The organism is Ruegeria jejuensis, from assembly GCF_041537905.1.
GTDB lineage: Bacteria > Pseudomonadota > Alphaproteobacteria > Rhodobacterales > Rhodobacteraceae > Ruegeria_C.
In genome coordinates, this window is record NZ_JBGRUO010000039.1 from 1 (window position 1) to 22,746 (window position 22,746).

The 22,746-nt window shown below is 56.3% G+C and carries 32 protein-coding genes and 2 tRNA genes; 10 read left to right on the top strand and 24 right to left on the bottom strand.

Annotation, left to right across the window (positions count from 1 at the left end):
• Window positions 1–146: 146 nt before the first annotated feature.
• Complete coding sequence (locus AB1E34_RS25030) at window positions 147–650, top strand: hypothetical protein (protein ID WP_372575017.1); 504 nt, start codon at window positions 147–149, stop codon at window positions 648–650.
• Between the two features lie 4 nt (window positions 651–654).
• On the opposite strand, the gene AB1E34_RS25035 is transcribed toward AB1E34_RS25030, so the two are convergent.
• The gene (locus AB1E34_RS25035) at window positions 655–1,062 is read right to left on the bottom strand and encodes a thermonuclease family protein (protein WP_372575018.1); all 408 of its coding nucleotides are present in this window, start codon (window positions 1,060–1,062) and stop codon (window positions 655–657) included.
• Window positions 1,063–1,256: 194 nt separating this feature from the next.
• On the opposite strand from AB1E34_RS25035, the gene AB1E34_RS25040 reads away from it, so the two are divergent.
• On the top strand, window positions 1,257–1,961 hold the full coding sequence (locus AB1E34_RS25040) for a class I SAM-dependent methyltransferase (RefSeq protein WP_372575019.1): 705 nt from the start codon (window positions 1,257–1,259) through the stop codon (window positions 1,959–1,961).
• A gap of 382 nt (window positions 1,962–2,343) precedes the next feature.
• Here AB1E34_RS25040 and AB1E34_RS25045 read toward each other — a convergent pair whose 3' ends face one another.
• Window positions 2,344–2,613 carry a hypothetical protein gene (locus AB1E34_RS25045; protein ID WP_372575020.1) on the bottom strand — a complete coding sequence of 90 codons (270 nt, stop codon included), beginning with the start codon at window positions 2,611–2,613 and terminating at the stop codon, window positions 2,344–2,346.
• A gap of 211 nt (window positions 2,614–2,824) precedes the next feature.
• On the opposite strand from AB1E34_RS25045, the gene AB1E34_RS25050 reads away from it, so the two are divergent.
• Window positions 2,825–2,953 carry a hypothetical protein gene (locus AB1E34_RS25050; protein ID WP_372575021.1) on the top strand — a complete coding sequence of 43 codons (129 nt, stop codon included), beginning with the start codon at window positions 2,825–2,827 and terminating at the stop codon, window positions 2,951–2,953.
• Window positions 2,954–2,976: 23 nt separating this feature from the next.
• On the opposite strand, the gene AB1E34_RS25055 is transcribed toward AB1E34_RS25050, so the two are convergent.
• A complete protein-coding gene (locus AB1E34_RS25055; RefSeq protein ID WP_372575022.1) occupies window positions 2,977–3,489 on the bottom strand; it encodes a hypothetical protein in 513 nt (170 codons plus the stop codon).
• Window positions 3,490–3,643: 154 nt separating this feature from the next.
• On the opposite strand from AB1E34_RS25055, the gene AB1E34_RS25060 reads away from it, so the two are divergent.
• A complete protein-coding gene (locus AB1E34_RS25060) occupies window positions 3,644–3,829 on the top strand; it encodes a hypothetical protein (RefSeq protein ID WP_372575023.1) in 186 nt (61 codons plus the stop codon).
• 180 nt (window positions 3,830–4,009) lie between these two features.
• On the opposite strand, the gene AB1E34_RS25065 is transcribed toward AB1E34_RS25060, so the two are convergent.
• The 5 genes from AB1E34_RS25065 to AB1E34_RS25085 form a co-directional block, all read right to left on the bottom strand.
• Complete coding sequence (locus tag AB1E34_RS25065) at window positions 4,010–4,543, bottom strand: hypothetical protein (RefSeq protein WP_372575024.1); 534 nt, start codon at window positions 4,541–4,543, stop codon at window positions 4,010–4,012.
• Between the two features lie 496 nt (window positions 4,544–5,039).
• A complete protein-coding gene (locus AB1E34_RS25070; protein WP_372575025.1) occupies window positions 5,040–5,288 on the bottom strand; it encodes a ParB N-terminal domain-containing protein in 249 nt (82 codons plus the stop codon).
• Window positions 5,289–5,989: 701 nt separating this feature from the next.
• Window positions 5,990–6,712, bottom strand: a complete 723-nt coding sequence (locus AB1E34_RS25075) for a PA2778 family cysteine peptidase (protein WP_372575026.1) — start codon at window positions 6,710–6,712, stop codon at window positions 5,990–5,992.
• Window positions 6,713–6,834: 122 nt separating this feature from the next.
• Window positions 6,835–7,212, bottom strand: a complete 378-nt coding sequence (locus tag AB1E34_RS25080; RefSeq protein ID WP_372575027.1) for a PA2779 family protein — start codon at window positions 7,210–7,212, stop codon at window positions 6,835–6,837.
• 200 nt (window positions 7,213–7,412) lie between these two features.
• A complete protein-coding gene (locus AB1E34_RS25085) occupies window positions 7,413–7,649 on the bottom strand; it encodes a transcriptional regulator (protein ID WP_372575028.1) in 237 nt (78 codons plus the stop codon).
• A gap of 186 nt (window positions 7,650–7,835) precedes the next feature.
• Here AB1E34_RS25085 and AB1E34_RS25090 point away from each other — a divergent pair, with 186 nt between their 5' ends.
• The 4 genes from AB1E34_RS25090 to AB1E34_RS25105 all read left to right on the top strand — a co-directional run bounded on the left by AB1E34_RS25090 (window position 7,836) and on the right by AB1E34_RS25105 (window position 9,889).
• A complete protein-coding gene (locus AB1E34_RS25090; RefSeq protein ID WP_372575029.1) occupies window positions 7,836–8,084 on the top strand; it encodes a hypothetical protein in 249 nt (82 codons plus the stop codon).
• Window positions 8,081–8,479, top strand: coding sequence for a hypothetical protein (locus tag AB1E34_RS25095; protein WP_372575030.1), 399 nt, complete (start codon window positions 8,081–8,083; stop codon window positions 8,477–8,479). Before AB1E34_RS25090 ends, AB1E34_RS25095 begins: the two co-directional genes overlap by 4 nt.
• Before the next feature lie 57 nt (window positions 8,480–8,536).
• A complete protein-coding gene (locus AB1E34_RS25100; RefSeq protein WP_372575031.1) occupies window positions 8,537–9,037 on the top strand; it encodes a hypothetical protein in 501 nt (166 codons plus the stop codon).
• Between the two features lie 366 nt (window positions 9,038–9,403).
• Entirely contained in the window at window positions 9,404–9,889 is a 486-nt protein-coding gene (locus AB1E34_RS25105) for a hypothetical protein (RefSeq protein ID WP_372575032.1), read from the top strand.
• A gap of 378 nt (window positions 9,890–10,267) precedes the next feature.
• On the opposite strand, the gene AB1E34_RS25110 is transcribed toward AB1E34_RS25105, so the two are convergent.
• The 16 genes from AB1E34_RS25110 to AB1E34_RS25185 all read right to left on the bottom strand — a co-directional run bounded on the left by AB1E34_RS25110 (window position 10,268) and on the right by AB1E34_RS25185 (window position 21,212).
• Window positions 10,268–11,869, bottom strand: a complete 1,602-nt coding sequence (locus tag AB1E34_RS25110; protein ID WP_372575033.1) for an ATP-binding protein — start codon at window positions 11,867–11,869, stop codon at window positions 10,268–10,270.
• A gap of 357 nt (window positions 11,870–12,226) precedes the next feature.
• Window positions 12,227–12,301: transfer RNA gene (locus AB1E34_RS25115), tRNA-Phe, on the bottom strand.
• 79 nt (window positions 12,302–12,380) lie between these two features.
• Window positions 12,381–12,563 (bottom strand): DNA gyrase inhibitor YacG, encoded by a 183-nt coding sequence (locus AB1E34_RS25120; protein WP_372575034.1) that lies wholly within the window; start codon window positions 12,561–12,563, stop codon window positions 12,381–12,383.
• A complete protein-coding gene (locus AB1E34_RS25125; protein WP_372575035.1) occupies window positions 12,560–13,582 on the bottom strand; it encodes a ribonuclease E/G in 1,023 nt (340 codons plus the stop codon). The genes AB1E34_RS25120 and AB1E34_RS25125 overlap by 4 nt, the downstream gene beginning before the upstream one ends.
• Window positions 13,579–14,157, bottom strand: coding sequence for a Maf family protein (locus AB1E34_RS25130; protein WP_372575036.1), 579 nt, complete (start codon window positions 14,155–14,157; stop codon window positions 13,579–13,581). Before AB1E34_RS25130 ends, AB1E34_RS25125 begins: the two co-directional genes overlap by 4 nt.
• 11 nt (window positions 14,158–14,168) lie before the next feature.
• Window positions 14,169–14,387, bottom strand: a complete 219-nt coding sequence (infA, locus tag AB1E34_RS25135; RefSeq protein WP_005978431.1) for a translation initiation factor IF-1 — start codon at window positions 14,385–14,387, stop codon at window positions 14,169–14,171.
• A 168-nt stretch (window positions 14,388–14,555) separates the two neighbouring features.
• Complete coding sequence (locus tag AB1E34_RS25140; protein WP_372575037.1) at window positions 14,556–15,431, bottom strand: carbon-nitrogen hydrolase family protein; 876 nt, start codon at window positions 15,429–15,431, stop codon at window positions 14,556–14,558.
• 24 nt (window positions 15,432–15,455) lie between these two features.
• Window positions 15,456–16,037 (bottom strand): GNAT family N-acetyltransferase, encoded by a 582-nt coding sequence (locus AB1E34_RS25145; protein WP_372575038.1) that lies wholly within the window; start codon window positions 16,035–16,037, stop codon window positions 15,456–15,458.
• 55 nt (window positions 16,038–16,092) lie between these two features.
• Window positions 16,093–16,494 (bottom strand): ketosteroid isomerase-related protein, encoded by a 402-nt coding sequence (locus AB1E34_RS25150; RefSeq protein ID WP_372575039.1) that lies wholly within the window; start codon window positions 16,492–16,494, stop codon window positions 16,093–16,095.
• Entirely contained in the window at window positions 16,491–16,949 is a 459-nt protein-coding gene (locus tag AB1E34_RS25155; protein WP_372575040.1) for an arsenate-mycothiol transferase ArsC, read from the bottom strand. The genes AB1E34_RS25150 and AB1E34_RS25155 overlap by 4 nt, the downstream gene beginning before the upstream one ends.
• A 3-nt stretch (window positions 16,950–16,952) precedes the next feature.
• Entirely contained in the window at window positions 16,953–17,432 is a 480-nt protein-coding gene (locus tag AB1E34_RS25160; RefSeq protein WP_372575041.1) for a UPF0262 family protein, read from the bottom strand.
• A 5-nt stretch (window positions 17,433–17,437) separates the two neighbouring features.
• Entirely contained in the window at window positions 17,438–18,739 is a 1,302-nt protein-coding gene (hisD, locus tag AB1E34_RS25165) for a histidinol dehydrogenase (protein WP_372575042.1), read from the bottom strand.
• 48 nt (window positions 18,740–18,787) lie between these two features.
• Window positions 18,788–19,312: a GNAT family N-acetyltransferase gene (locus AB1E34_RS25170; protein ID WP_372575043.1), complete on the bottom strand. Its 525-nt coding sequence runs from the start codon at window positions 19,310–19,312 to the stop codon at window positions 18,788–18,790.
• Window positions 19,309–19,785 (bottom strand): DUF2948 family protein, encoded by a 477-nt coding sequence (locus AB1E34_RS25175; RefSeq protein ID WP_372575044.1) that lies wholly within the window; start codon window positions 19,783–19,785, stop codon window positions 19,309–19,311. Before AB1E34_RS25175 ends, AB1E34_RS25170 begins: the two co-directional genes overlap by 4 nt.
• Window positions 19,785–21,050 (bottom strand): UDP-N-acetylglucosamine 1-carboxyvinyltransferase, encoded by a 1,266-nt coding sequence (murA, locus tag AB1E34_RS25180; RefSeq protein ID WP_372575045.1) that lies wholly within the window; start codon window positions 21,048–21,050, stop codon window positions 19,785–19,787. Before murA ends, AB1E34_RS25175 begins: the two co-directional genes overlap by 1 nt.
• Before the next feature lie 6 nt (window positions 21,051–21,056).
• On the bottom strand, window positions 21,057–21,212 hold the full coding sequence (locus AB1E34_RS25185) for a hypothetical protein (protein WP_372575046.1): 156 nt from the start codon (window positions 21,210–21,212) through the stop codon (window positions 21,057–21,059).
• 84 nt (window positions 21,213–21,296) lie between these two features.
• On the opposite strand from AB1E34_RS25185, the gene AB1E34_RS25190 reads away from it, so the two are divergent.
• Both AB1E34_RS25190 and AB1E34_RS25195 read left to right on the top strand, forming a co-directional pair.
• A tRNA-Thr gene (locus AB1E34_RS25190) sits at window positions 21,297–21,371 on the top strand.
• A gap of 616 nt (window positions 21,372–21,987) precedes the next feature.
• Window positions 21,988–22,746, top strand: a 759-nt coding sequence (locus AB1E34_RS25195; protein ID WP_372575047.1) for a tetratricopeptide repeat protein, incomplete at its 3' end; no start/stop codon positions are given.

Consider the following 22,746-nt stretch of genomic DNA (forward strand, 5'->3'; position numbering starts at 1 on the left):
GACCGACAAGTCGCTGAGCTCCAGATCCGGATCGCGGTGCTCAACCGCTACACCGCTCTTGGCATACCTCTCACAATGCCCGAAGGATAACTCCGTCCGGGGAAGGGGGAAGTGCCCTCAAACCCAGATTTGTGCAACAAAGCCGTATGGATTTGAACGTGCAAAAACTCCTGAGATACTGGTTTGCAGCGTCGGCACTTGCATTGATAATTGGTGGCGATGCGATGGCCCAGAAACAATTCCACACGACCGGAAATGTCGGAAGGTGGAATCTATTCAGGGATGGAAATTACTGCTGGATGACCTCTGAATTTGTGCCAGGGGGGCGGCATCGTAAGATGCTTTTGATGGTGGATAGTGAAGGCGAGGTTATCATTCATCTCAATCCGAAACGCTCGATGAGGTCCTCCAAATGGGAAGGTATATCACTCAGTGCCGGGTCACTCACTTTCGCGTTTGTCGATGAGCATGGATGGGGCGTTAATCCTCAAAAAGACCAATCGGGGATCAGACGTGCACTATTTTCCTCACGGCGGGCCGATTTCGACGCTGTTCTGATTCACAAAAGTAAGCGAGTCTCGATGAAGGGGTACTTCAATACCGGAAAGGGAGCAGAGGCTTACAAAAAAATGGTGGAAACCTGCGGCTAGGCCCCTAACAATACCGCGCCCGCTTCAGCCGAGACTTCGCTGCGGGCGTCTCAAACCGGGCATATCGTCCACCTGAGTACCGGCGACAATCCAGAGCATGCCCAGCCGCAATGACTTTCTCGCTTAGGTTCTCACCATCGCCGTAGCATGTACCGATGTGGCGGTCGCCATTCATCTCCCCGGTGAGTTCGCAGCGGACGGCCTTTCCAGTTACGAACCCAATCATCCATTGCTTGCCCTCTATGGCTGCCTGGGTATCAAGTTCGGGGGCATCGACCCCTTCAAAGCGCACCGGCGTACCATGCTTCCCATTGAGCACGATGGTGTCAGCGTCTCGGACATGCATATCGGAAGAAGTCAGCCCAGCGGACTGGCAAGCGGACAGTAGCAAGATTGGAACCATCAGACGCATTTGCACCTCCTTAACGGAGGGTTAACATAGGCACGAAGGCGTTAAAAAACGACGGCACAGTGCTCTGGGATATAAACCGCCGGCCCCGGAAACCATCGTTCAAATGGACCAAAGGCCGGTCATGCACTAACAATCAAATTGGACCAGTCAGATTAGGTTGCTCACAACACCTGCTAATCCAAGGGAGTACAAGGTTGGTAGAAATTCAAGACCCCCGCTTCTCCGATTATGAAAGCAGCGTGGAGCTGGCACTAGACTCAGAGATTCAAGCACTCGAACAGATAGCCTCGTCGCTATCAAAAATTGAACGGGTTGCTCAGGCTTTGGAGCGAGTTCTGGTCGCTACAGAAGTTGAAGCCCTTCAGGCACCTAGCGTTGCGAAGGCATTGGAAACGACCGAATTTGACCCCAATGCGTATGATTATATTCCGATTGATGTGCGTGAATTTCTGCTAATTCTCATAGAGCTGGATGCATTGTTGGCGGCAGACTCCGACTATTCACATGGTCAGTTTCGGTATCGGCCTGTGAGGTTTCTGGAAGTTGGATGTGGGCCGGGTCGCAATCTATTCATTGTTCGAAAGGGGGGTCTTTTACTTTGGTCGGCGGCTGAAGGAATAGACATCGTTGGTCCGTATGTAGACGCTGCACGTGAGACCTATAATTTGGGTGGTTCAGTCTGGCAAGATGATGCCCGAACCTTCGATTACAGCACGTACGACGTCATCTTTAGCCGGCGGCCATTCAGCGATTCAGTCGAACAGACGGAGTTTGAGAATAACCTGGTCAACAAGATGAAAATTGGTTCGTATCTGATCGCCCCGTTAAACGAGACACATGACAGAGACAGTCGCTTGGTTGGCCTAGACGACTTGCAAGTGATCTGGAAGCGGATTTGATGCGAAAGCGTACGCTTGTTGCTCTGATCTGTCGTCGGGAACTCGCCGAGCCTTGATACGCGCAGGCCAAACCTGCTTCCTGTTTCTCTAATAACCGCAACTCCTATTCGCATCGTAAAGCGATTCCCGCGCTCGCTTTATCAAGCAATACAAAAGATGCCTTCGATGGGTCTTCTGCAAGAGGGGTGAGGTATCCTAGCGCTATGAGCTACCGTCGAATGACTGCTTCAGGGAAAGCCGAGTGCTGTACCAACAAGGCTGTCTAAGATTCGCTTGGGGCCGTCCTGGTCGGCTCAGACCCCCTAAGAAATACAGTTGCTAGGAACCCCGACAGCGTTCTTGAGCCAACGGGGTGCCCGTTACATTGGCAAGCAACAAACGGCTACATACCTTTGGTAGCCTTCGCCATTTCCGCGCTTGTGGCGTTCATTTTCTTTTGTAACTCAACAATTTTCTTGTGTTGCGCCGCAATTTTCGCCGTCAATTTGGAAAATTTAACAGCTGCGTCCCCCATCTTCGAAGGATCGCCACTTTTCATGATCTGCTGATATTTAGGTAATTCGCTTTGCATCTTTGCAATATCGTTACATGCCTTGCCGTACGCGTCTATCTCTGCAGCGATTTTTTTTGATAACTTTTTGACATCTGCCATTTTGGTTCTCCCGATGTTGTCCAGTCTTTTTAGGCGTATCTCGAGTCAGTTTAGTGAGTTTTTTCACACTGTGGCGACTTATTGCCGAATTTATTTGGCGGCGGGCGGCGAACTCTGTTGGTGGACGGATGAGCGTGTAGGCCGGAGCCTGTGGGGCCACAACGCCGACTGTGTTTCCCGTTGCGACCTCAGAGACACAACGGCGTTCTACATGGCTGAACCGGGGCTGCTGGTGCCGTTTCTTGAGACATTCGACCTGGAACTGGCGCAGGGTGATCCAGAGCGCCCCGGAGTGACTTCGTACAGGCTGATGGGGCCGAAGTCGGGGTTGAACCGTTGATGCTGCCAAGTGAGGGCTAGAATCTAGCACCGAATGTCCAGACTAAGCGGTCGATTGTCTAAATGGGGCTCATGCTTCTCGGGCACGGATATCGACACAATCCCGCCTGCATTCGCGAAATCACCGGTTCCACCAGTCACCGCCCAATCGATAACTTGCTGTGCATCGCCAGAGCGATACGTGTCGGCTGCGTTGGCAAGCGAGGTGGTGGTTGCCACAAAGATGTCTCCGTTTGGAAATGTAAATGAGCCATCGACCCTGACATAGTGGCCCATATCTTCGCTGCCACCCAACACAGTGGTGACGACATCGAACGCGCCAACGTAAAGACCGCTTAGGTCTTCAAGATACCAATGCAGAATCCGTCGGTCGCCCACATCTGCTTTTGCCGGATTGGCTCCGACAAATCTGATCGATGTGTTGCTGTGAAGTAGTTCGGTTTGCCCACAGCCAACGAACGCCTCATCAGCTTGGGCAGTTGCTCCAATCGGCAACGCTAGGCCAAAAACGCAGATCCAACGGCGAAGGTCCTTCATAACACCAACTCCCAATACGTAGTTTGTTCCCTACGCGTTGAAATTGGCGCGGTGGATGGAGTTGGAATGGAGAGCAACTTAACTTTTGTTTAATAGTCCTGCTTGCTGCGAGATTGGAAACCCACCTTCAAGAAATGGGTGCCATACTGACAGCATGACCCCAGAGGACGAGATAAAGCAGGTGCTGGACAGCATCAGCCCAAAGGCAAGGGCGTGGTCGCGTAGCCCGGATGTTACGGCCTTTGTTGCTGGCGCTGTTGAGTTGGAAGGCGAGGAACTGGCCGAGTTCGTGCGCGTTGTTGCTCAGTTGACATATGACGAAGGCAGGCGGTCGAAGTGAGTGATCCCGCCAGAGCGGGGTCGTATCGGGTATGGCTTGTCAATCGATTGGACCAGCCATACCGCCTCGGTGAAGTTTATGGGCAGTCCCCTGGTGGGGGAGAAAAGAAAGCCCCGCCGAAGCGGGGCAATAATGGGGCTCATCCGCATCAGCATCTCGATGCAGTCTTAGTGGATGCCATTAAGCAGCGACTGGCTGCTTCAGTGCTTCTTCAACATCGTTGCGGGCCTTTTCAAAACCCTCTTGAACCTGAACATTGAAATTGATGACGCGAGACACTTGTGCAAGTCGGTATTCATTCTCGGAAAGCTTGCCGTGCGTGCAGAGCCACCGAGACACTTGGACCCAGTCCCAAAGCGGACTCTTCGTAGTCACGCGAGCATACGGCTTGGGAAAACCTTCGCCGCGAGCGCCTTTTTCGTAGTGGCTGACAGCTCCTCTAGTGAGGCCTGCTCGGCTAGCGATTTCAGAAGCGCTTACTAAGTAGTCTGGCTCGAAACGAGAAATCGTAGCTCCAGTGCGCAAGATATCCTCGTAAGCACTCAAAACTGCGTCTTTGTAGCTTTTTGCTTCGCGGAAAAAACATGCTGCTAGCGCACCATGCATGAGAGCTATGGTTGCATCATCGCAACCAGCCTCAAAGAACATATCCTCAAGGTCATTCGCATGCGGATCAGCAACATCGACCACGAATGTAAACTCAAACGTCTCCATCTTTGCCTCCTTCACATGTGCATTTTTCGACTAGTCTGCGGATAGCTTTTGCGTGGTTTTCAGCATTTCTGGGTGTGCACCAAATTGACATTCGGCACCCAGACCGGTCAGCATGCGCACAATACATGCGGGCCCAACAATGACCCTTACCAGGCTCGACTCTCCATCCTTTTTCCTCTGCAAACGCAACCGCGTCTTCGACGTGCTTGTTCGCGTGTCGGCTGCGCCTCATCTTGTGCATATAGATATTGAACTTCCGTAAACATATGTCAACGGCACTGGAGGGTTCATCGAAAAATGTGATCGAAATACGGTGCCTGAATCAGAACTTTATACATCATGTAGCGGAGGTTCAATCGGTCGGGCACGCTGCGACACAATATGATGTGGGTAAAATGTTGAAACATTTTGGTCTCGCAGGTAAGCTGATGCATTCGAACTTTGGTTCACCCCATGTAGCAGATGTAGCAGGGGGTCAGGGCTGAAACTGAATGTCTCAGTGCAGCCTTGCACGGACAAGGACGCCTACTATCATTTCCTCGCCTATCGCTCGAAGCGCTTCAAGCCGATGCAGGCCTTCAATCAACACAAACCTGTCACCATCAGCACGCAACTGGATCGGTGTAGTTTGACCGTTTTCCATGATGTCATACGCAATCGCTTCGACCTTCTCGGGATCAAGTGTTTTCGCGCGCTTGCTGGTGACGTATATCTTAGCAATCGGGAAGGAGCTTCTCTCTAACACTGACGAATGCCCTTCTTGTTGCCGGTCTATAGATACCCCTGCGTAGCACGGTTTCGAGGGATGGTTGTAAGAATTCGCAGGCGCAGCGGGGGTCGGCCCGATTAGCAGGAATGGCGGGATTAGCAGCCCAGCAGAAGATTTCCGCCGTTCTGGGGCCATGCCCAAACTGCACCGTCTGCGCCTTGTCCAGACAGAAGCTAAGCCAGATTTAACAGTTCGTTTCATGCTGCTTCATTCAGGCTGCACATATTGCGAACAAGATGAGCGAATAGGAGAGAAGAAGTGTCATATACTGATTTTGTTCTACCACGCGGACTTATTTCGCGTCTGTATTCAGCTTCGCAAGAGACCAAGAAGCGCTCTGGCTCGTTGAAACAGCCGCGCTTTGGCGGACTTCGTATCAGTCGGAGAGACGTAGAAGAGGCGCTTGGGCGTAAGCTCTATTCCGAACAGGCACGTATAGGGCCGTTGCACCGCTGCCACTGAGCAGTGTGTGGTATGGCGACTTGAACAACACTGTTTCCAGACCGCAAGCTTTGGGAGATAGACGAGAACCTGATGCGGTCGGAGTTGGGTGCCGAACAACTGGCGGATCATTTAGCGAGACGAAAAGAGCTTTGGGAACAACGGGTTCTAGGTGGGAAAACTTCGCCCACCAAGAAACCCCAGCATGAGAAGGGCTTCGCTGCGGAAGAAGATACTCACTCGGCATACTCGCCCAGTTCTTTTTTGACTTGTGTGAGGTTGTGTTGAATTTCTGGTGCGGTTGGATCAACCTTGGCTGCATGCTCAAACGCCACTTTTGCGCCCTCCAGGTCGCCCAGCTTGTATCGCGCATTTCCAAGGCCATAGGGCCAAATCCAGTTATCCGGCCAGCGCCTCGAACCATTCTTATAGACTTTCGCAGCAGCTGAATCGTGTCCCTGCTGCTCAAGCGCCGCCGCCGCGCGCAGCACTTCCCATTCATTGCCTGTTTCAGGAAGCAGGTTGGGAGGTAGAACCGTAATAGCCCAGAACTCGCCTCGCCTCCATGTGCGCTGGAATAGGCGCGAGTCCATTGTCATGCGGTCGTGTTCTCCAGAGTGAAGAACCAATTTTTCGCTGTCCAAATCGTAACCAACTACTACTGCATAGTGCCATCTTGGCGACCAGCTGAGGCCGAGGTTTTGAAATACGATGACAGGGTGACCTGCGGCCACTTCTTCCAGCAGCTCGGGGAAGGTGGACAGTTGGACGACAAGTTGACCACGCCGACGGGCTGCCCCAATCATGTCCGCAAGATATGTTCCATTGGCTTTTGGCGTGAAAGCCAGCGACGCGATTTCGGCCTGTGTCACGTCTCTGCCAGACCATTGAAGAACCATTGCGAGCGAAGCGGGACCACAATGGAAGGCGTTTTGCTTGATGATAGGTACATCTGCCATCATTGCTCTGGGCGGCACGCCTTGAGGGCGATCAAAGTGCTCGCCCGTTTGCGTACAGGCGAACAGAACAAGGGGTAGAGCGACAGCCAACCCAGCCCGAGTGAGTTTGAGATACAGGGGCCTTAACGTGTAGCGCAGCGTGTAAATGAGAAAACCTTGGTCAGACAAAGCAGGTCGGTCACAAGCAGGATGATGAAAACGGTTAGAAGCGCGCCAACGACGGCGTTGCCGCCAGCCGTTCCTTCTTCCATCTGTTCAACAATTGAAGCGATTTCCGCATCTGACAATGCTCTTAGTCGGGCCTCTGCCTCACTTGGATCGACACCTTGCGCGATAATCTGATCGCGTATCTCCTTCTTCTTCAACTCACTAAGGAGATAGTCGCGGTCGGCAATCGCAGCATATTTCGAGATTGCTGCTTCGGTAGTTAGCATTTCTGCCTGAACCATTGTAGATGTCTGCGCCGCGAGCAGCATCTGTGCAGCAAGAAACCCTGCCAAGCTACTCCGCGATATCCTCCAAAAGTTCATGTTACTGCATCCTCTGTGTCTTCGTGTTCCGGCGGCTACCGCACCCAAGTTGCCCGACAGCGATTGTTCAGCAGCACCTCAGAGAATGCAACCGCTAGGAAACGGGCAAGTAGGCAACAGGCGTAACACCGCGCTCCGACCGATGCCTTGCAGCGCACTGAGGCCCCGGGTCAGTCACTCGCTTGCTTCTTCAAAGCCACCCCCGGCCCCGCAGCGACCTCGCCGCCGTCAAGGAACTGGATGCCTTGGGCTTCGAGAGTTAGCCGTAAATACTGAATTGTGGAGGCTTTGCCCTCGCCCTTGTCCACCTTATTCAAAGTGTTTCGATGCAAGCCCGTCATTTCGGCCAAGTCTGGGTTGCTCAGACCAAGTGCGGATTTTGCCATCTTGAACTGCTCTGGTGTCATTGCCACCCCGAAAGTGTGCTTGTAGCATATTTTATGTGTTGACAGCATGTGCTGTGATTACTACATATATGCTATCAGCACATTCAAGGCGACGCAATGACTGCCCGCCTGATTTTCCAAAAGCGCACGCTGAAAAACACGGCAGAGCGCAACCAGTAATAAGCGACCGATCAAGGAGAAACAGAAATGAATGTTCAACGCGCTAGCGCGAACGATACTGTTCGCCAGACGACCTATCCCAATGTCACGTTGACCCGCGACCAGTTGCAGACCGAGGCGTTGATTATCGAAAAGATGCTAGACGCTGCGATTGCCAGCTTCGGCGGGGCTGATGCCGAGGAAAACCTATTCAGCCTTGTCGAGCGCGCCCACGACCGCGCCCACAAGCTCAACATTGCTCTGGACAGCGTCAACGCACCGGAGGGCCAGTCATGAACCGATCCAATAAGAATAACGTCATGTCCGCCCGCGAGCGCATAGAAGCCTTCTGCGAGTGGTTCGACCTGCCCATCCCGGACTTGATGTACGAGCCAGACGGGGACATCCGCATCAACGAGACGTTCTTTAAGTGGTGCGACGAGGAACAGCCGTGTATCGACTGGATCGCCACCGGAGACGCCAAAGCGATGGCGACGGCCTACCGCCAGAAATACCAGTGTGACGGCTCTGCCCTCAGCGACTTCAAAAAGACCGTCAGAAAACTGGACCCGATAGAGCGCGATGCTATCCACATGGCGGTCAGCCTTCATCTTGAAGGTACTGCGCCACTGGATCAGGCTTTGGAAGTCGCAAAGAACGCCATTGACGAAATTCGCGCGAAAGCGGCCTAACCAAGTCCATCGGGGCGCGGCAGTCACTGCGCCCTATTGTTTTTAACGAGTGTTTTCATGAGCTTTTACCAAGTGAACCGGAGCTGGTCGGATCAGTTCCTGCCGGAGATTAGGCGCATAGTCGGGGGCCACTTGCTCAAGGCCGCGCCTGATCCTCTGGATCACTTTCAGGCCACGGACTTGGTTATGCTGGACGCCAAAGACATGCGCATCGCCGCCCGCGTGCGTCGTCCCGGTTACTCGACGCTCTACCCCAACCAGTTCACTATCCGCGCGCAGGTGCCATCTGGCGCAGAGACAGAGCTATCCAAGATAGTGAACGGCTACGGCGACTGGATGTTCTACGGGCACGCGGGCGTTGATGGGCTGTCCCTGCAAAACTGGTGGCTGATCGATTTGAGGGCGTTTAGGGCCGCACTGATCCGCCACGGGGCCAATGGCAGCTTCATTCGCATGGGTGACAAGCGGAACCCTGACGGGACGTGCTTCAAGTGGTTCGATATCCGGTCTTTCCCGGATGATCCGCCCTTGGTGGTGGCTAGCTCGAAGCGTGGTTAACGCCTTGCAAATGCGCCGAAAACACCAAGTCTTCTACAACTGAGTGAGGCCGCTGACTCATGTGCGGATTTCGCATTTTGGTAAAGATGTGGTAAACTCTACGTGCTGAACATTTGAGCGTGTCAGTCTTTTTTTGTCAGGGTTAGCCCATAGGTTATGGTTCAGAGGTTCATCAATGAAGCGGTCATTTTCAGTCGAAACTCATCTGTCTGATGCTCAGGCAGAGATTTTAGATAGGCTAAATCGTATTGAACGTTTGCAAGATAGCGCTCCGAAGTCCGGCTTCTTGGCTGTGGTTATTTGTGCTGTTGCTATCGCAGGAGTCCTCTGGATAGTGTTCTCTTAGAGTGCTTACCCGGGAGCAATATGACAGATTTCGAAAAAGAGGTTATTCAGCGCCTTGCCACCATTGAGACTAAGGCAGGCGAGTACATCACGCATAAAATGGTCCTAGGTGGAGTTATCGCGGTGGCTGCCATTGCCATTGGGTACAGCGAGTGGGTTCTCTCACGCGTAGAAACCTCAGTTGATCAGCGAGTAGCGAAGCTAGAGGAGCAACTGAACCAGGCTCTTGCGGGTCAGTTTTCCGAGTTCGAAGCGACCTTGGCGCGATTTGTGCCCGATGAGAAACTTGACAGCCTCAACGCCTACATGGCCATAGGATCGTTTCCGCTAAAAGATGAAAATGGCAAGGTGGTGGGGTGGACTTCCGCAGCAGGTGCTAACGAGCTCAACGAAGTAATAAACAATGCCATGACAAAGGCGGTGGATGAGGGAGAGATCCAGGTCATCTACGGAAACCAGTTGTTCGTGAAAGAAAATGGAAAGCTACTGCCGCTCTTTGAAGACTGAAGTTCACCCCTCGAAGGTGCGGTGCACCTCATGCTCAAAGGTGGTTTAGAGGGTGGATTGAATCGCGGCGAACACGAATAACATACTCTAATTTCTGTATTTTTTCTTGAAAAATGGTGCCCGGGGGCGGAATCAGCATCTTTTGATTTCAACGACTTAGGTCGCAACAACTCCGGGCTTACGTCGATTTTACGTCTTTTCAACCGAAAGGTGATCCCCAACATTTTGGGTGACGTAAAGCCAAATGATGGTCGATTCCTAGTTGCCTCCACAGCTTGGCGATGAGGTACCGTAAGTGATCGCATCCAAAAAAGTTGCATTCCTGATCAATGATCGTGGTTAGTGTTCCTGGGACGAATCGGCATTGTTACTGCAACTCTACTGTGGAAAGCGCACCCCGAACATCTTCCGAAGCAACTTCTCCACAATCTCTCGGTATTCATTTATGTCACGATCCAAAATCTGAACAGACGCTCGCTCATGAATCAGCTTGTTGCGGAGGCCGTAAAAGTACTTCAGTTTTGCTTCTGTGTTGGCATCAATCTTCAGTTGATTCTTTACCTCATTCAGTACTTTGGTTCGATTTGTGAGAATATCTGACAGCGCATTCCCTTTGTACTTGTGAGGAGGAAACAGCGCTGTGTTGTTTACGATATACTCCTTCATCCCAATCTCAACGTTACTATCAAGCAGTATCAAGGCAGTTCTGTTTTTGGTTTCAAATTCCTGATCAAGGGCGACATCGATCATGCCCATTGCTTCAACCAGACCCAGAGTCCATGGCTTTCGAGCCATAGTACCTTGGTTTAATTGCAATAGCTTCTGCGAATAAGACAACTTTGGTTGACGCTTTAGCGGTGGTAATATCAAACGTTTCTTAGATGTACTGGTGGCCGGTGTTATGGGCTCTACGGCCCCTGAATCATACTGGTAGACGCCTGCCTCTCGGTCATTCTTGAAGCGTCGAGACAGCTTGGAAAAATATGTTACCAATTCAATAATACTGGGCCGTACATGAGTAAATGCAGCGTGGCTGAAACTAATACCGTTCTTACTACTGTTCCACGGCATCAATTCTGCTGGGCCAAAGAGTTCAACGATAACTCTGCAAAGCGATCCATCTGGGTGCGGCACGCCTGCTTCAGCAGTAATAAAGTAGCCAACGTCCCTTGTCTTAAGCTCCTTGAGTATCAAACGGCCATTGCAGTAAAAGTACACTCCATAGTTGTCGGCTTCAGGGACCCTATCTCTGATCAATCCCCCGGACACTTTAGCCCTGAGAGTTTCACCGTCAGTTAGTCCAATATCAAAGGACATCTGTTTGGGAGCGTGACCTGGCGGAAAGGCCCAGGTGTCGAAGGTCGTCGCCCCCACAAGACTCCCATTCAGGAAGATTTCACAGCCTTCTTTGATGAAGTAGGCGTATGTCGCTTCTAGGTGCCTGTATAACTCATCCAAATCTCGCTGCGAAAAGCCTTGACGCACTTCTGAGATACTAACGTTGGTAGTATTTGGCTCAATGTTAGGGACGCGACTTACGTCAATCCTCCAATCTTCATCTGCCAACCAGTCCTTTGTTATTTCCAGCTGGTAACTATCCTGCTTCTTGTAACGAGAAGTGATCGTGACTTGTTCTCCCAGCGCCACACTGGCTCTCTTCCCGCCTACTCCGAAGTTGCCTATTAGATTCCCTGTATCAAATGGCCGAGTTGCTCCCGGTGCGATCAAGAGCCTCATCTGATCAACTGGAACACCGCCCGCATTGTCGCGTACCGTTATGAGTTGACGTTGAGCGTCCAGGAACAACCGGATGGCAGTCCCAGCAGGCTTGCCTGTAGCGATCCAATGGTCAATCGCGTTATCCACCAGTTCGCAAATCGCCGTTGGCAGATCATAGTCTGCCATGATCGAAAGAAACATGCGCTTCTGAGGTGTTCCGTCTATTCTCTCAAAAAACTCTTTGCGTGATGCGCCAGCCACTTTTCAAAACACTCCCCAAAACACTTCGTCGAGAAAACCACCTTAGCTTTAAAACTTCAATAGATGCACAGCTCTAGATGGTGGCCACTTCAACTAACATAAGGCTTACGAAGATCTGCTGGACACAACTAAGTCTTCAAGAAGACCAAGACCGCAATACTCGCGACTTCGTACAGTAATATTATCTAGGTGATACTTCGTAGGTCAGGGACAAGTTGGCGCGCGCCAAAAACCAAAATCACTAAGGCGTGGAATCCATTGCGGAGAGCCACTGGTTCGATTCCTCTATGTGGAATCGAACTTTACGTCATCTTACGTACATCGATTTCCGCTAAGTTGTTGATTTTAAATAAAAAATGGTGCCCGGGGGCGGAATCGAACCACCGACACGAGGATTTTCAATCCACTGCTCTACCCCTGAGCTACCCGGGCACGGGAAAGGCTTGCGCCTTTGGGTGGGGGCGTTCTATGCGTAGGCTCAGGCTGTGTCCAGAGGCTAATTGATCTTTTTTCAGTGTGGGCGCGGCGGTGTTTCGCCAGTCTCCTGTGGCGCATCCTCGCGGCTTTCGTGCTCGGCCGAGGGGACTGCGTAGCAGCCATTGAACCAGTTGGCCAGGTCAAGATCGGCGCAGCGTTTCGAGCAGAAGGGGCGATAGGTTTTGCGGGTATCCTGACCGCAGATCGGGCAGCTCATTTCAGCACCTCCGAGACCGGGAGGCGTCCGCGTTTGCGTTGCAGTTCGAAATGTCCCAGCGGGGTCCAGCCTGCCAGCGTGGTTTCTTCGCTATCCGCGCGCAGCGCGGCACGTAGGGCGGATTCAAAGCCGCGCCGGTCCTTCTTGGCCATCGGTGCCAGATCCAGAACGATCTGGCCGCCAAGACCCCGTATGCGCAGCGCGCGCGGCAACGCCTTGGCACAGGCGAAATTGGCTTTCTGGCCAGCCGCGAGCGATGTGTCACTGCCGGTATTGACGTCCACCGCGACCAGCGCCCGCGTAGGTTCGATGAAAAGAAAGCCGCCACCCGCGAGCGGCGCACGGGTCGAGAGCGCATCATCAAGCAGGTCCAGAACGCCCTGCTCGGCGAACCCGCCGGGTTTGGTCACGATCTCGGCGGGGTCGGTCCAGTCACGCCAGGCCTGCGCATGCGGGCCATCCCCGTCTATCAGCCGCTCTGGCGCGCCTTCGCCATCCTGCAGCACCTGCGCGGCGAGGTTGGCCATTTGGGCGATATCTTCGGCGATTTCCTCGGCATCTACACCGGCGCAAGCCGACCGCAGGATCAGGCCAAAGGCGCTTTCGCTCATCTCGTCATGAGCTATTTCCTGCAAGCGATCGCGCTCGTCCTCATCCCGAATGCTGCGCGAGACATTGAGGCCCGGCGCGCCGGGTGTGACGATGGCGTAGCGGCTCTTGAACAGCAGCTTTGCGGTCACAGGGATCGCCTTGCCCGGTTCGGCATAGCCGGTGACCTGCACCAGCAGTTGCGCACCGGGGGCAAGGCCCTTGACCTGACGCAGAAAGGCCGGGCCGTCGGGTGTGGTCAGGAACATGCCGCCCTGACCCTTTACGGGGCGATCGGCGCGGGCGCGGTAGATCGTGCCGGGCGCGGGTGCATCAGCGGCGATCAGGAAGTCGTCCAGATGGCCATCGACCAGCAGCGCCGCAGCTTCGCGGCCCCTTATATGGTCGAGGATTATGGTACGTCCCTTCATGATGCCCCCCTATAGAGCGGATAGCCTGCCGCTTGTAACAGCGCGGAGGTTTCGGCAAGCGGCAGCCCTACAATGCCGGTAAACGACCCGCTGATCCACGGCACAAAGGCCCCGGCGGGTCCTTGGATGGCATAGGCGCCGGCCTTGCCCTGCCAGTCACCGGTGGCGAGATAGGCATTCACCTCCGCGTCCGAGAGCCGTTTGAATTTGACGTTGCTGACCACATCGCGCTGCCAGAGGCGCGTGCCCCGGCGCAAGGCAACCGCAGTGATGACTCGGTGGCGCCGCCCCGAGAGCGCATAGAGAAACTGTGCCGCCTCGCCCGCATCCGCAGGCTTGCCCATAATGCGCCGCCCCAGCGCAACCGTGGTATCGGCGCAGAGCACGAGGTCATCGCCCCCGGCTTCGACCGCCAGCGCCTTTTCACGCGCGATCCGGGTGCAATAGGGACGCGGCAGTTCGCCCTTGGCAGGGGTCTCGTCGATATCGGGGGGACGCACGGCATCGGGCTGCACGTCAAGCTGAGCCAGCAGGTCCAGCCGTCTGGGGCTGCCCGATCCGAGAATGAACGCCATTGAGGGCGGCGTTACTTGAAGCGGTAGTTGATCCGACCCTTGGTCAGATCGTACGGGGTCATTTCGACTTGTACCTTGTCGCCAGCCAGAACACGGATGCGGTTCTTGCGCATCTTGCCTGCCGTATGTGCGATGATCTCATGGCCGTTTTCCAGCTCGACCCGAAACGTCGCATTAGGCAGGAGTTCCTTCACGACACCGGGAAATTCGAGCGTATCTTCCTTGGCCATGTTGTCTCCATTACAGTTTTGCCCGCTCAGATGCAGGCCGTGCGCTTAAATGGTCCCATTTGCGCTTTTTTTCAAGGTACCATTGCCGGAATTCATCCAATTTCTTGGGCAGGCGTCGCAACGTTGTCAGGCAAGATGGGATCGGCCACGCCATGCAGATGGGATGCGCTACTGAAAACGTACCGGGTCCGCCTTGGATCGTGGGGTCTGTTCGCCCCAGTGACTGCGGTTCAGGACGGCACCATCGCGGCGCACCTTTGCGATCTTTGTCAGATCCACCTCGGCATAGGTCCAGCCCGGGGCGTTTATCTGGCCCTCGGCTAAAACGCCGGTGGCGGGAAAACCCTTGTCAGGTGGACCGAAAATACCGCCGGTGCCGGTATTGAGGTCCACTGCCTGTGACCAGTCATTGCGTCCAACGATCGAGGACATCACGGTCACGCATTGGTTTTCCAGCGCCCGCGCCATCGCTCCGATCCGCACGCGCCAATAGCCCGCAAGCGCCTCGGTGCAAGACGGCACAAGCATGAGATCGGCCTCGGCAAATGCGCGGCCCAGCAGTGGAAACTCGCTGTCATAGCAGATCAGGATGCCGATCCGCCCCAGCGCAGTATCGAACAGTTTCAGAGGACCACCAGGCGCGATGCCCCACTCCTCGCGCTCGAACCGGGTCATGATCTGCTTGTCCTGATGGTCCCGCAGCCCGGATGGTGCGTAGAGTTCGGCGCGGTTGACCGGAGGAGTGGTTGATTCGACAACTGGCGCCGACGCGCCCAGAATATGCACTCGGTGCTCTGCGGCCAGCTTTTGATGCAGCGCTGCGGCCTCTGCCATCCGTTCGGACACGGCATGGATCGAGCGGGTCAGATCGCCTGCCGCCTCGACCCCTGCCAGCGTCGACAGCTCCATCGCGCCATATTCGGGAAAGACCAATAGATCCGCGCCCTGCCCCGCAGCCTCCGCGACCCAGCCAGAGAGCTTGTCCTCGTATTGCGCCCAACTGTCGAGCCAGTCGAGCGGATAGGCGGCAGTGGCGACTTTCATTTCGAAGCTCCCGGTAAGGCGATATCAGAGATCGCGAATCCAGAATTGCAGGTTCTTCGGGCTTTCCACCTCATCGCCGAGGTCCTTCCACGAAAACTGTGCCACAACGCCGGGCAACTGATGATAGCCCCGTTTGGTCCAGAACCCATCCAGCGGACGGTAGTTGGCGGGGCGGGCGGGGTGATCCTTGGGGCGCACGACCCCGCAAAAGGCCGATTTTGAGAAACCCAGCCCTCGGGCGTGCTCCTCGCGCAGATCGAAGAAGCGATGCCCGATCCCTTGCCCGCGATATTGCGGCAGCAGCACTGATTCCGCGCAGTAGAATATCGTGCCGAGATCAAGACCCGTACCCGTAAAGGCGGCCGAGAAGTCATCGGCATGTTCCAGCAGCGCCATCCCGGTTGATCCGCCCACCAGCTTGTCGCCGTCAAAAGCCCCCACAAGAATGGCTGTGTCGGATTCGGCATAAGATTTCAGATACTCATGCTCGTAACTCAGATCGCCATCATAAAGATAAGGCCAGTCGCGAAACACCTCGATCCGCAGCCGCGCCACATCCTCCAGCGAGTCGACCAGTCTCTGACCGCTGAGCGCTTCGATATGCATGTCTGACTCCTCTCTCTGGTGCAACCGAGTGTAGACTTTGCCCGCCGGAATGTCGTCAGCCCCTACCGGAGACCTGCTTGGTCCAGTCGGCCAGGTTGTAGTAGGTGGTCACGCGGGTGATCAGCCCGTCCGACAGGTCGAAAAACGACCCGGCAGGCAGGCGGTAGGTTTGCCCCGTTGCGGGCGGCAGACCCTCATCGGTTTCCAGATAGGTGCCATTGACGACATATTCCGCCGCCGCGCGCGTACCACCTTCGGCCTCGAACACGACCATATCGGTCAGCAGTTCCTTGTAGCAGCGGTTCATATGGGCGCAGAAGGCGGCGAACTGATCCTTGCCGACGCGCACCTGCCCCTCGTTCACGTGATGGGCCACATTGTCGGACAGGCAGGCCAGCATGCCCGCGATATCGCCCGCATTGAACGCCTCAAAATACCGTTTCACCGTGTCGTTCATTGGACCTCCGTCGGTTCGCCCCAGCGCTCTTTCAGATGCTTGATGATCTGATCGCGTGTCTGCCGGTAATGGATCAGCTTGTCATTGCGGCTCTCGCCCAGACCGGTGGGGTCCATGATCGGCCAATATTCCACGTCCAGATGAAAGAATCGCGTCAGTTCCAGTGCCCGGCGCTGGCTGGCCGGAGACAATGCCACGATCAGATCGAAAGAGCTCAGATCGTCGCCCCACTGCTCCATCTCGTCAAAACTACGCGAGCGATGGCGGCTAAGCTCGACATTCAGTTCCTGACAGACAGCGATGCAGAACCCGTCAATTTCCAGATCGTTGTGGACACCGGCGGATTGCACATAGGTGCCGGTGCCATAGAATTTCTTCATGATCCCCTCGGCCATTGGGGACCGGACCGCGTTGTGATCGCAACAAAACAGGATCGACTGCGGCAGCTCCGTCACGCCCTAGCCTCCGAAATGCAGCACGCAGATCAGCGTGAAGAGGCGGCGGGCGGTATCAGTGTCGACCGCAACCTTGCCCTCCAGCCTTTCCTGCAGGACCCGGCTGCCTTCGTTGTGGATGCCGCGCCGCGCCATGTCGATGGTCTCGATCTGGCTTGGCGGCAGGGTTTTCACCGCGTTGAAATAGCTCTCGCAGATCTGGAAGTAATCTTTCACCACCTGCCGAAAGGGACCCAGCGACAGATGGAATTCAGCCGCCTTTTCGTCCTCTTCCGTGTTCACGTCAAACACAAGACGCTTTTCCCGGATCGACAGGTTCACCCGGTAAGGACCCTCGGGCACCGCACGATCATCGCGCGCCGGCAGCACGAAGCTGTTATCTTCCAGCAGGTCGAACACGGCCACGCGCCGTTCCTGTTCGATCTCGGGCGTCGGCGGCGGCAGACCAGCGTCATCCAGCGCAATATCGACAATACGCGACATGGGCATCACCTGTTGAGTTGATCGAGACGCGCCCGCACGGACAGACCATGCGCCTCAAGGCTTTCGGATTGGGCCAAGGTTTCGGCCGAAGGCCCGATAGCACGAAGCGCCGCCGGTGTCATCTGGCTGAGTGTGGTGCGCTTGAGGAAATCCATCACGCTGAGACCGGAGGAGAACCGCGCCGAGCGCGCAGTCGGCAGAACGTGGTTGGGCCCACCCACATAATCACCGATGGCCTCGGGCGTGTATTGGCCCAGAAAGATGGCGCCGGCATGGACGGTTTTCTGCGACAGCGCCTCGGGATCAGCCACGCAAAGCTCCAGATGTTCCGGCGCGATCCGGTTCGACAGATCGGCGGCCTCGTCAAGTGAGCGAACGGTAATGACGGCGCCGAAATCGCGCCAGGAAGCCCCGGCAATGGCGGCGCGTTCCAGCGTTTGCAGGCGTGTGTTCACCGCCTCGCCCACGGCGCGGCCAAAACCGGCATCATCCGTGATCAGGATCGACTGGGCGCTTTCGTCATGTTCAGCCTGGCTGAGCAGGTCCAGCGCGATCCAGTCGGGATCATTGTCCTTGTCGGCGATGACCAGAATCTCGGACGGGCCCGCGATCATGTCGATGCCGACCTTGCCGAACACCCGGCGCTTGGCGGCCGCCACATAAGCGTTGCCGGGACCGGTGATTTTGTCGACCGGGGCCACCGCATCAGTGCCATAGGCCAGCGCAGCAATCGCCTGCGCGCCGCCGATGCGATAGATCTCATCCACGCCCGACAGTTGCGCTGCCAGCAGCACCAGCGGATTGACCGCGCCATCGGGCGTGGGCACCGTGATCGCCAACCGTTCAACCCCCGCCACTTTCGCAGGGATCGCGTTCATCAACACAGATGAGGGATAAGAGGCCAGTCCGCCCGGCACATAAAGCCCCGCCGCCGATACCGGCGTCCAGCGCCAGCCCAGCGTCGCGCCGCAGGCATCCTGCCAACTGGCATCTTCGGGCATCTGTTTCTGGTGATAGGTCCGAATCCGATCTACCGCCAGTTCCAGCGCCGCGCGATCCTCTGGCGTGACATCGCTGACGGCCATGTCGATCTCATCGGATGAAAAGGCCAGCGTCTCGGGCGTCAATTCCAACCGGTCAAACTTTGCCGTCAACTCGATCACCGCCGCGTCGCCGCGTGCGCGCACATCCGCGATGATATCCGCCACAACCGCATCCACATCCGGGCTGTCTTCGCGCTTGGCACTCAGCAGCACGTTGAACTCCGCCTCGAAATCACGCGCGGTTGTATCCAGAAAAACAGGCATCGATTATTCCCCTTTGCCCCGCCCGAATACCTGCGGTTTCGCGCGGCCTCAAGTCTTATGCGCCGCGATGCATCCCGCCTCCCGAAGGTCGAGCCTAAAGAACAGATCATCCTGCGCTCCGTCGGGCAGGATGACCGCATTGGGAAGACATCCCTGCCGCTTGAACCCGCAGCTCTCATAAAACCGGATTGCCCGCACGTTGTCGGCGGCGACCGAGAGTTCGAGCTGCCAGATGCCATGTGCCTGCGCGTCGTCAATCAGCGCCGTCATCAACGCGCTCCCTGCACCACCACCTTGGGCTGCAGTTGTGACATAAAAGGGACCGATCGAGCCGCGATGGCGGCATCGCGCGAACATTTCGGGGCGCAGCGCTGCGATCCCCACCGGGTCCGCACCGTCAAAGGCCGCAAACCGGCCACCCTGATCCAACAAGCGGACGTCGAGCTCTTCGGGCTGCGCGACGGCTTCTTCGTAAGAAACGATGAAGGCTTCGGGATATAGGTGGGCGCCTTCGTTCCGCAGCGCACGCCAGAGTCCAACATCAGCAGATGTAAGCGCCCGCGCCTCGATCATTCCGGGTGGGTCGGGGCGTGTTTGGACGGAGCGATATAGGGCCGCGTCACGTCTTTGAGCGTGGCGTCAATCGCTTCGACGCGCAGCCGGATCGCCCCGTCACCCGCCAGCGTCAGCACGATCTCACCCGCGCCGTCCTCGCCCGGCTCAAACGCGATAGACAACAGCGACAGCACCATATCCGCCTCGCTTCGATCCACGCCCTGACTTGCCACCGACAGAACATCATCAAAGACCAACAGTGCCTGAACACGTTCATAGGCCCGTTTCCGGCGCTCGGCGGCGTCGCGATCTTCCCAGCGGAACCGGTTCAGCAGGATGGCAAAGCGCCGCTCCTTCGCGCGCCAGGACATTTCAGTGATCGGAAACACCGCGTCCTGCGACAGGGTCGCGATGACCTGCAAATCCTCGGCATCCTGTGCGCCCAGATTCAGCGGGGCCTCTCTTCCGTCCTTGAAACTTGCGTCCACCATCACTCTTTGATCCGTTCTATTCTTGCGCCCACGCCTTCCAGCTTGCGCACCACATGCTCATATCCGCGGTCCAGATGATAGACCCGGTTGACCACCGTTTCGCCTTCGGCCGCCAGCCCCGCCAGGATCAGCGAGACCGAGGCCCGCAGGTCGGTCGCCATCACCGGCGCCCCTTTGAGCTGTTCCACCCCCGTCACCGTGGCCGTGCCGCCATGCACGTCGATCTGCGCGCCCATCCGCGTCAGTTCCGGCGCATGCATGAACCGGTTCTCGAAAATCTTCTCTTCCAGAACCGAAGTGCCCTCGGCAGTACACAAAAGCGCCATCATCTGCGCCTGCAGATCGGTGGGGAAACCCGGAAACGGCTCGGTCGTGACATCCACCGCCGACACCCGCCCGTTGCGGCGCTTGACCTTCAGCCCCTTGTCGGTCTGGGTCACTTCTATGGCGGCGGCGTCCAGCTTTTCAACAAAGGCACCGACCAAGTCCAGCCGTCCGCCCAGCAATTCAACCTCACCGCCGCAAATCGCCGGGGCCAGCATATAGGTCCCCAACTCGATCCGGTCAGTGACCACCTGATGGGTCGCGCCATGCAGCCGCTCGACGCCCTGGATTTCGATGGTAGAGGTCCCCTCGCCCTTGATCTGCGCGCCCATCTTGCGCAGGCATTCGACCAGATCGACGATCTCGGGCTCACGCGCAGCGTTCTTGAGTACGGTCGTTCCCTTGGCCAGCGTAGCAGCCATCACGATATTCTCGGTCGCCCCGACCGAGGCGAACCGCATCTCATGCACGGCCCCTTTCAGCCCGCCGGATGCTTTCGCGTGCAGGTAACCGTCCTTAAGCTCAATCTCTGCCCCCAGCGCCTCCAGCGCCTCGATATGCAGATCCATCGGTCGCGCCCCGATGGCACAGCCGCCCGGCAGCGACACCACCGCTTGCCCCAGCCGCGCCAGCATCGGACCCAGCACAAGGTTGGACGCCCGCATCTTGCGCACGATATCATAATCGGCGGTATGGCTGGTCAGATCGTGGCTCGACATTGCCAGAACCTGTCCATCCTGCAGCGACGACACCTCGGCACCCAGCGACTGCAAAAGCAATGTCATGGTCTTGATGTCGCTCAGCCGTGGCGCGTTGGTCAGCGTCAGCGGTTCTTCGCTGAGCAGCGTTGCCGGCATCAGCGTCAAACAGGCGTTTTTTGCCCCGGCAATGGGAATCTGCCCATTCAGCGGGCCATTGCCCGTCACAAGAATCGAATCCATCTGCTCTCAGCCTTCTGCCTGCTCGTTTTTATCCTGCCCATCCGCACGCTTGCGCGCCTGCGCCTTACGCCGCGCCAGATTTGCCTTCAACGCGGATTTCAACCGGTCTTCACGCGACGCATCGGGTTTTTGACGTTTGCGGGATGGTTTTTGCTCTGCCATTCCCTTTCTCTACAGCAGCCACAAAAAACCGTCCAGATAGGCCTTGCGCCATTGAGCCATTCGGTCTAGAGAGCCGCCCACGATGCTGCTGTAGCTCAGAGGTAGAGCACTCCCTTGGTAAGGGAGAGGTCGAGAGTTCAATTCTCTCCAGCAGCACCATAAAAAATACGAAAATTCAATAACTTACAGTATAAACGCACCTGCGCCTGCCTTTACAACTTGCAGAAAATTACGCGAACATACGAGCCAATTCCGAAGCGTTTCGTACAAATCCCGTACAGTGCCGCAAGTTAGTTCACCTTCCGGTCTCTGATTCGGGGGTTAGTCTGTTTGCGCGGGCTGAGCGTTGTGCGATCACCACGCAAGCCTTCCAGCACAATGCGGGTTCGTGATCTCTCTCAAACACATGGCGTTCGATCACTCACTCTCCTCTGCAGAATGATGCTTGCGCGTTTTGCGGCGGATGTCTTTGACGACCCGTTCGACCGCCGGTTTGTCGGTTCCAGCTTTCCGTCTCATTTTCACTCCCTGACGGTTCAGATGAGCCAGAAACCTTCCGTTATGCAAATCCTCTAAACAGGCCCACAGGTGCTGAACCCGGACAGGCTTCCATCTCCAAAACCTACCAGATGAGAGATCAGTAGATGTCCATTCCATCACAGCCAATTTGGGTCGACTATGGCGAAATCCTGAGTTGTGGTAAGTTAGACAGGTATTTTCAGACCTTTCAGATTTGAGATTGGGGCCGATGCGGACGTTTCTTTATTGTTGTTGTATGATCGTGACTTTGGCGACCAGTGCCGTGGCGCAAGATGACGCGGCGGCGATCGATGCGGCGAATGGGGACGTTGTCGCAACATTCAATGCGGGTCGCTACGAGGAAGCCCTCGCTCTGGCACAAACGACACTGGCACGGGCGGAGGCGGCGTTGAGCCCGGAGCATCCCTCCACGCTCAGCAGCGTGAACAACCTGGCCTTTCTCTACCAGAGCACCGGGCGCTATGGCGAGGCGGAGCCGCTCTACCAGCGCGCGCTTGAGGCCCGCGAGCGGGTGCTGGGCCGGGAGCATCCCGACACGCTCGGCAGCGCGAACAACCTGGCCGGGCTCTATCGGAGCACCGGGCGCTATGGCGAGGCGGAGCCGCTCTACCAGCGCGCGCTTGAGGCCAGCGAGCGGGTGCTGGGCCGGGAGCATCCCGACACACTCAGCAGCGTGAACAACCTGGCCGGGCTCTACGAGAGCACCGGGCGCTATGGCGAGGCGGAGCCGCTCTACCAGCGCGCGCTTGAGGCCCGCGAGCGGGTGCTGGGCCCGGAGCATCCCGACACGCTCAGCAGCGTGAACAACCTGGCCGGGCTCTATCGGAGCACCGGGCGCTATGGCGAGGCGGAGCCGCTCTACCAGCGCGCGCTTGAGGCCAGCGAGCGGGTGCTGGGCCGGGAGCATCCCTCCACGCTCATCAGCGTGAACAACCTGGCCGGGCTCTACGAGAGCACCGGGCGCTATGGCGAGGCGGAGCCGCTCTACCAGCGC

What these genes read in the sequence shown, in the direction of transcription:
- AB1E34_RS25100 (WP_372575031.1), top strand. Translation starts at nt 8,537, where the DNA reads ATGAGCTTTTACCAAGTGAACCGGAGCTGGTCGGATCAGTTCCTGCCG.
- AB1E34_RS25090 (WP_372575029.1), top strand. Translation starts at nt 7,836, where the DNA reads ATGAATGTTCAACGCGCTAGCGCGAACGATACTGTTCGCCAGACGACC.
- AB1E34_RS25175 (WP_372575044.1), bottom strand. Translation starts at nt 19,785, where the DNA reads ATGGTGGACGCAAGTTTCAAGGACGGAAGAGAGGCCCCGCTGAATCTG.
- AB1E34_RS25130 (WP_372575036.1), bottom strand. Translation starts at nt 14,157, where the DNA reads ATGGCGTTCATTCTCGGATCGGGCAGCCCCAGACGGCTGGACCTGCTG.
- AB1E34_RS25145 (WP_372575038.1), bottom strand. Translation starts at nt 16,037, where the DNA reads ATGCATATCGAAGCGCTCAGCGGTCAGAGACTGGTCGACTCGCTGGAG.
- AB1E34_RS25030 (WP_372575017.1), top strand. Translation starts at nt 147, where the DNA reads ATGGATTTGAACGTGCAAAAACTCCTGAGATACTGGTTTGCAGCGTCG.
- AB1E34_RS25050 (WP_372575021.1), top strand. Translation starts at nt 2,825, where the DNA reads ATGGCTGAACCGGGGCTGCTGGTGCCGTTTCTTGAGACATTCGACCTG.
- AB1E34_RS25160 (WP_372575041.1), bottom strand. Translation starts at nt 17,432, where the DNA reads ATGTCGCGTATTGTCGATATTGCGCTGGATGACGCTGGTCTGCCGCCG.
- AB1E34_RS25125 (WP_372575035.1), bottom strand. Translation starts at nt 13,582, where the DNA reads ATGAAGGGACGTACCATAATCCTCGACCATATAAGGGGCCGCGAAGCT.
- hisD (WP_372575042.1), bottom strand. Translation starts at nt 18,739, where the DNA reads ATGCCTGTTTTTCTGGATACAACCGCGCGTGATTTCGAGGCGGAGTTC.
- AB1E34_RS25035 (WP_372575018.1), bottom strand. Translation starts at nt 1,062, where the DNA reads ATGCGTCTGATGGTTCCAATCTTGCTACTGTCCGCTTGCCAGTCCGCT.
- AB1E34_RS25045 (WP_372575020.1), bottom strand. Translation starts at nt 2,613, where the DNA reads ATGGCAGATGTCAAAAAGTTATCAAAAAAAATCGCTGCAGAGATAGAC.
- AB1E34_RS25065 (WP_372575024.1), bottom strand. Translation starts at nt 4,543, where the DNA reads ATGGAGACGTTTGAGTTTACATTCGTGGTCGATGTTGCTGATCCGCAT.
- AB1E34_RS25055 (WP_372575022.1), bottom strand. Translation starts at nt 3,489, where the DNA reads ATGAAGGACCTTCGCCGTTGGATCTGCGTTTTTGGCCTAGCGTTGCCG.
- AB1E34_RS25185 (WP_372575046.1), bottom strand. Translation starts at nt 21,212, where the DNA reads ATGGCAGAGCAAAAACCATCCCGCAAACGTCAAAAACCCGATGCGTCG.
- AB1E34_RS25060 (WP_372575023.1), top strand. Translation starts at nt 3,644, where the DNA reads ATGACCCCAGAGGACGAGATAAAGCAGGTGCTGGACAGCATCAGCCCA.
- AB1E34_RS25075 (WP_372575026.1), bottom strand. Translation starts at nt 6,712, where the DNA reads ATGGCAGATGTACCTATCATCAAGCAAAACGCCTTCCATTGTGGTCCC.
- murA (WP_372575045.1), bottom strand. Translation starts at nt 21,050, where the DNA reads ATGGATTCGATTCTTGTGACGGGCAATGGCCCGCTGAATGGGCAGATT.
- AB1E34_RS25170 (WP_372575043.1), bottom strand. Translation starts at nt 19,312, where the DNA reads ATGATCGAGGCGCGGGCGCTTACATCTGCTGATGTTGGACTCTGGCGT.
- AB1E34_RS25150 (WP_372575039.1), bottom strand. Translation starts at nt 16,494, where the DNA reads ATGAACGACACGGTGAAACGGTATTTTGAGGCGTTCAATGCGGGCGAT.
- AB1E34_RS25105 (WP_372575032.1), top strand. Translation starts at nt 9,404, where the DNA reads ATGACAGATTTCGAAAAAGAGGTTATTCAGCGCCTTGCCACCATTGAG.
- AB1E34_RS25140 (WP_372575037.1), bottom strand. Translation starts at nt 15,431, where the DNA reads ATGAAAGTCGCCACTGCCGCCTATCCGCTCGACTGGCTCGACAGTTGG.
- AB1E34_RS25120 (WP_372575034.1), bottom strand. Translation starts at nt 12,563, where the DNA reads ATGAGCTGCCCGATCTGCGGTCAGGATACCCGCAAAACCTATCGCCCC.
- AB1E34_RS25095 (WP_372575030.1), top strand. Translation starts at nt 8,081, where the DNA reads ATGAACCGATCCAATAAGAATAACGTCATGTCCGCCCGCGAGCGCATA.
- infA (WP_005978431.1), bottom strand. Translation starts at nt 14,387, where the DNA reads ATGGCCAAGGAAGATACGCTCGAATTTCCCGGTGTCGTGAAGGAACTC.
- AB1E34_RS25085 (WP_372575028.1), bottom strand. Translation starts at nt 7,649, where the DNA reads ATGACACCAGAGCAGTTCAAGATGGCAAAATCCGCACTTGGTCTGAGC.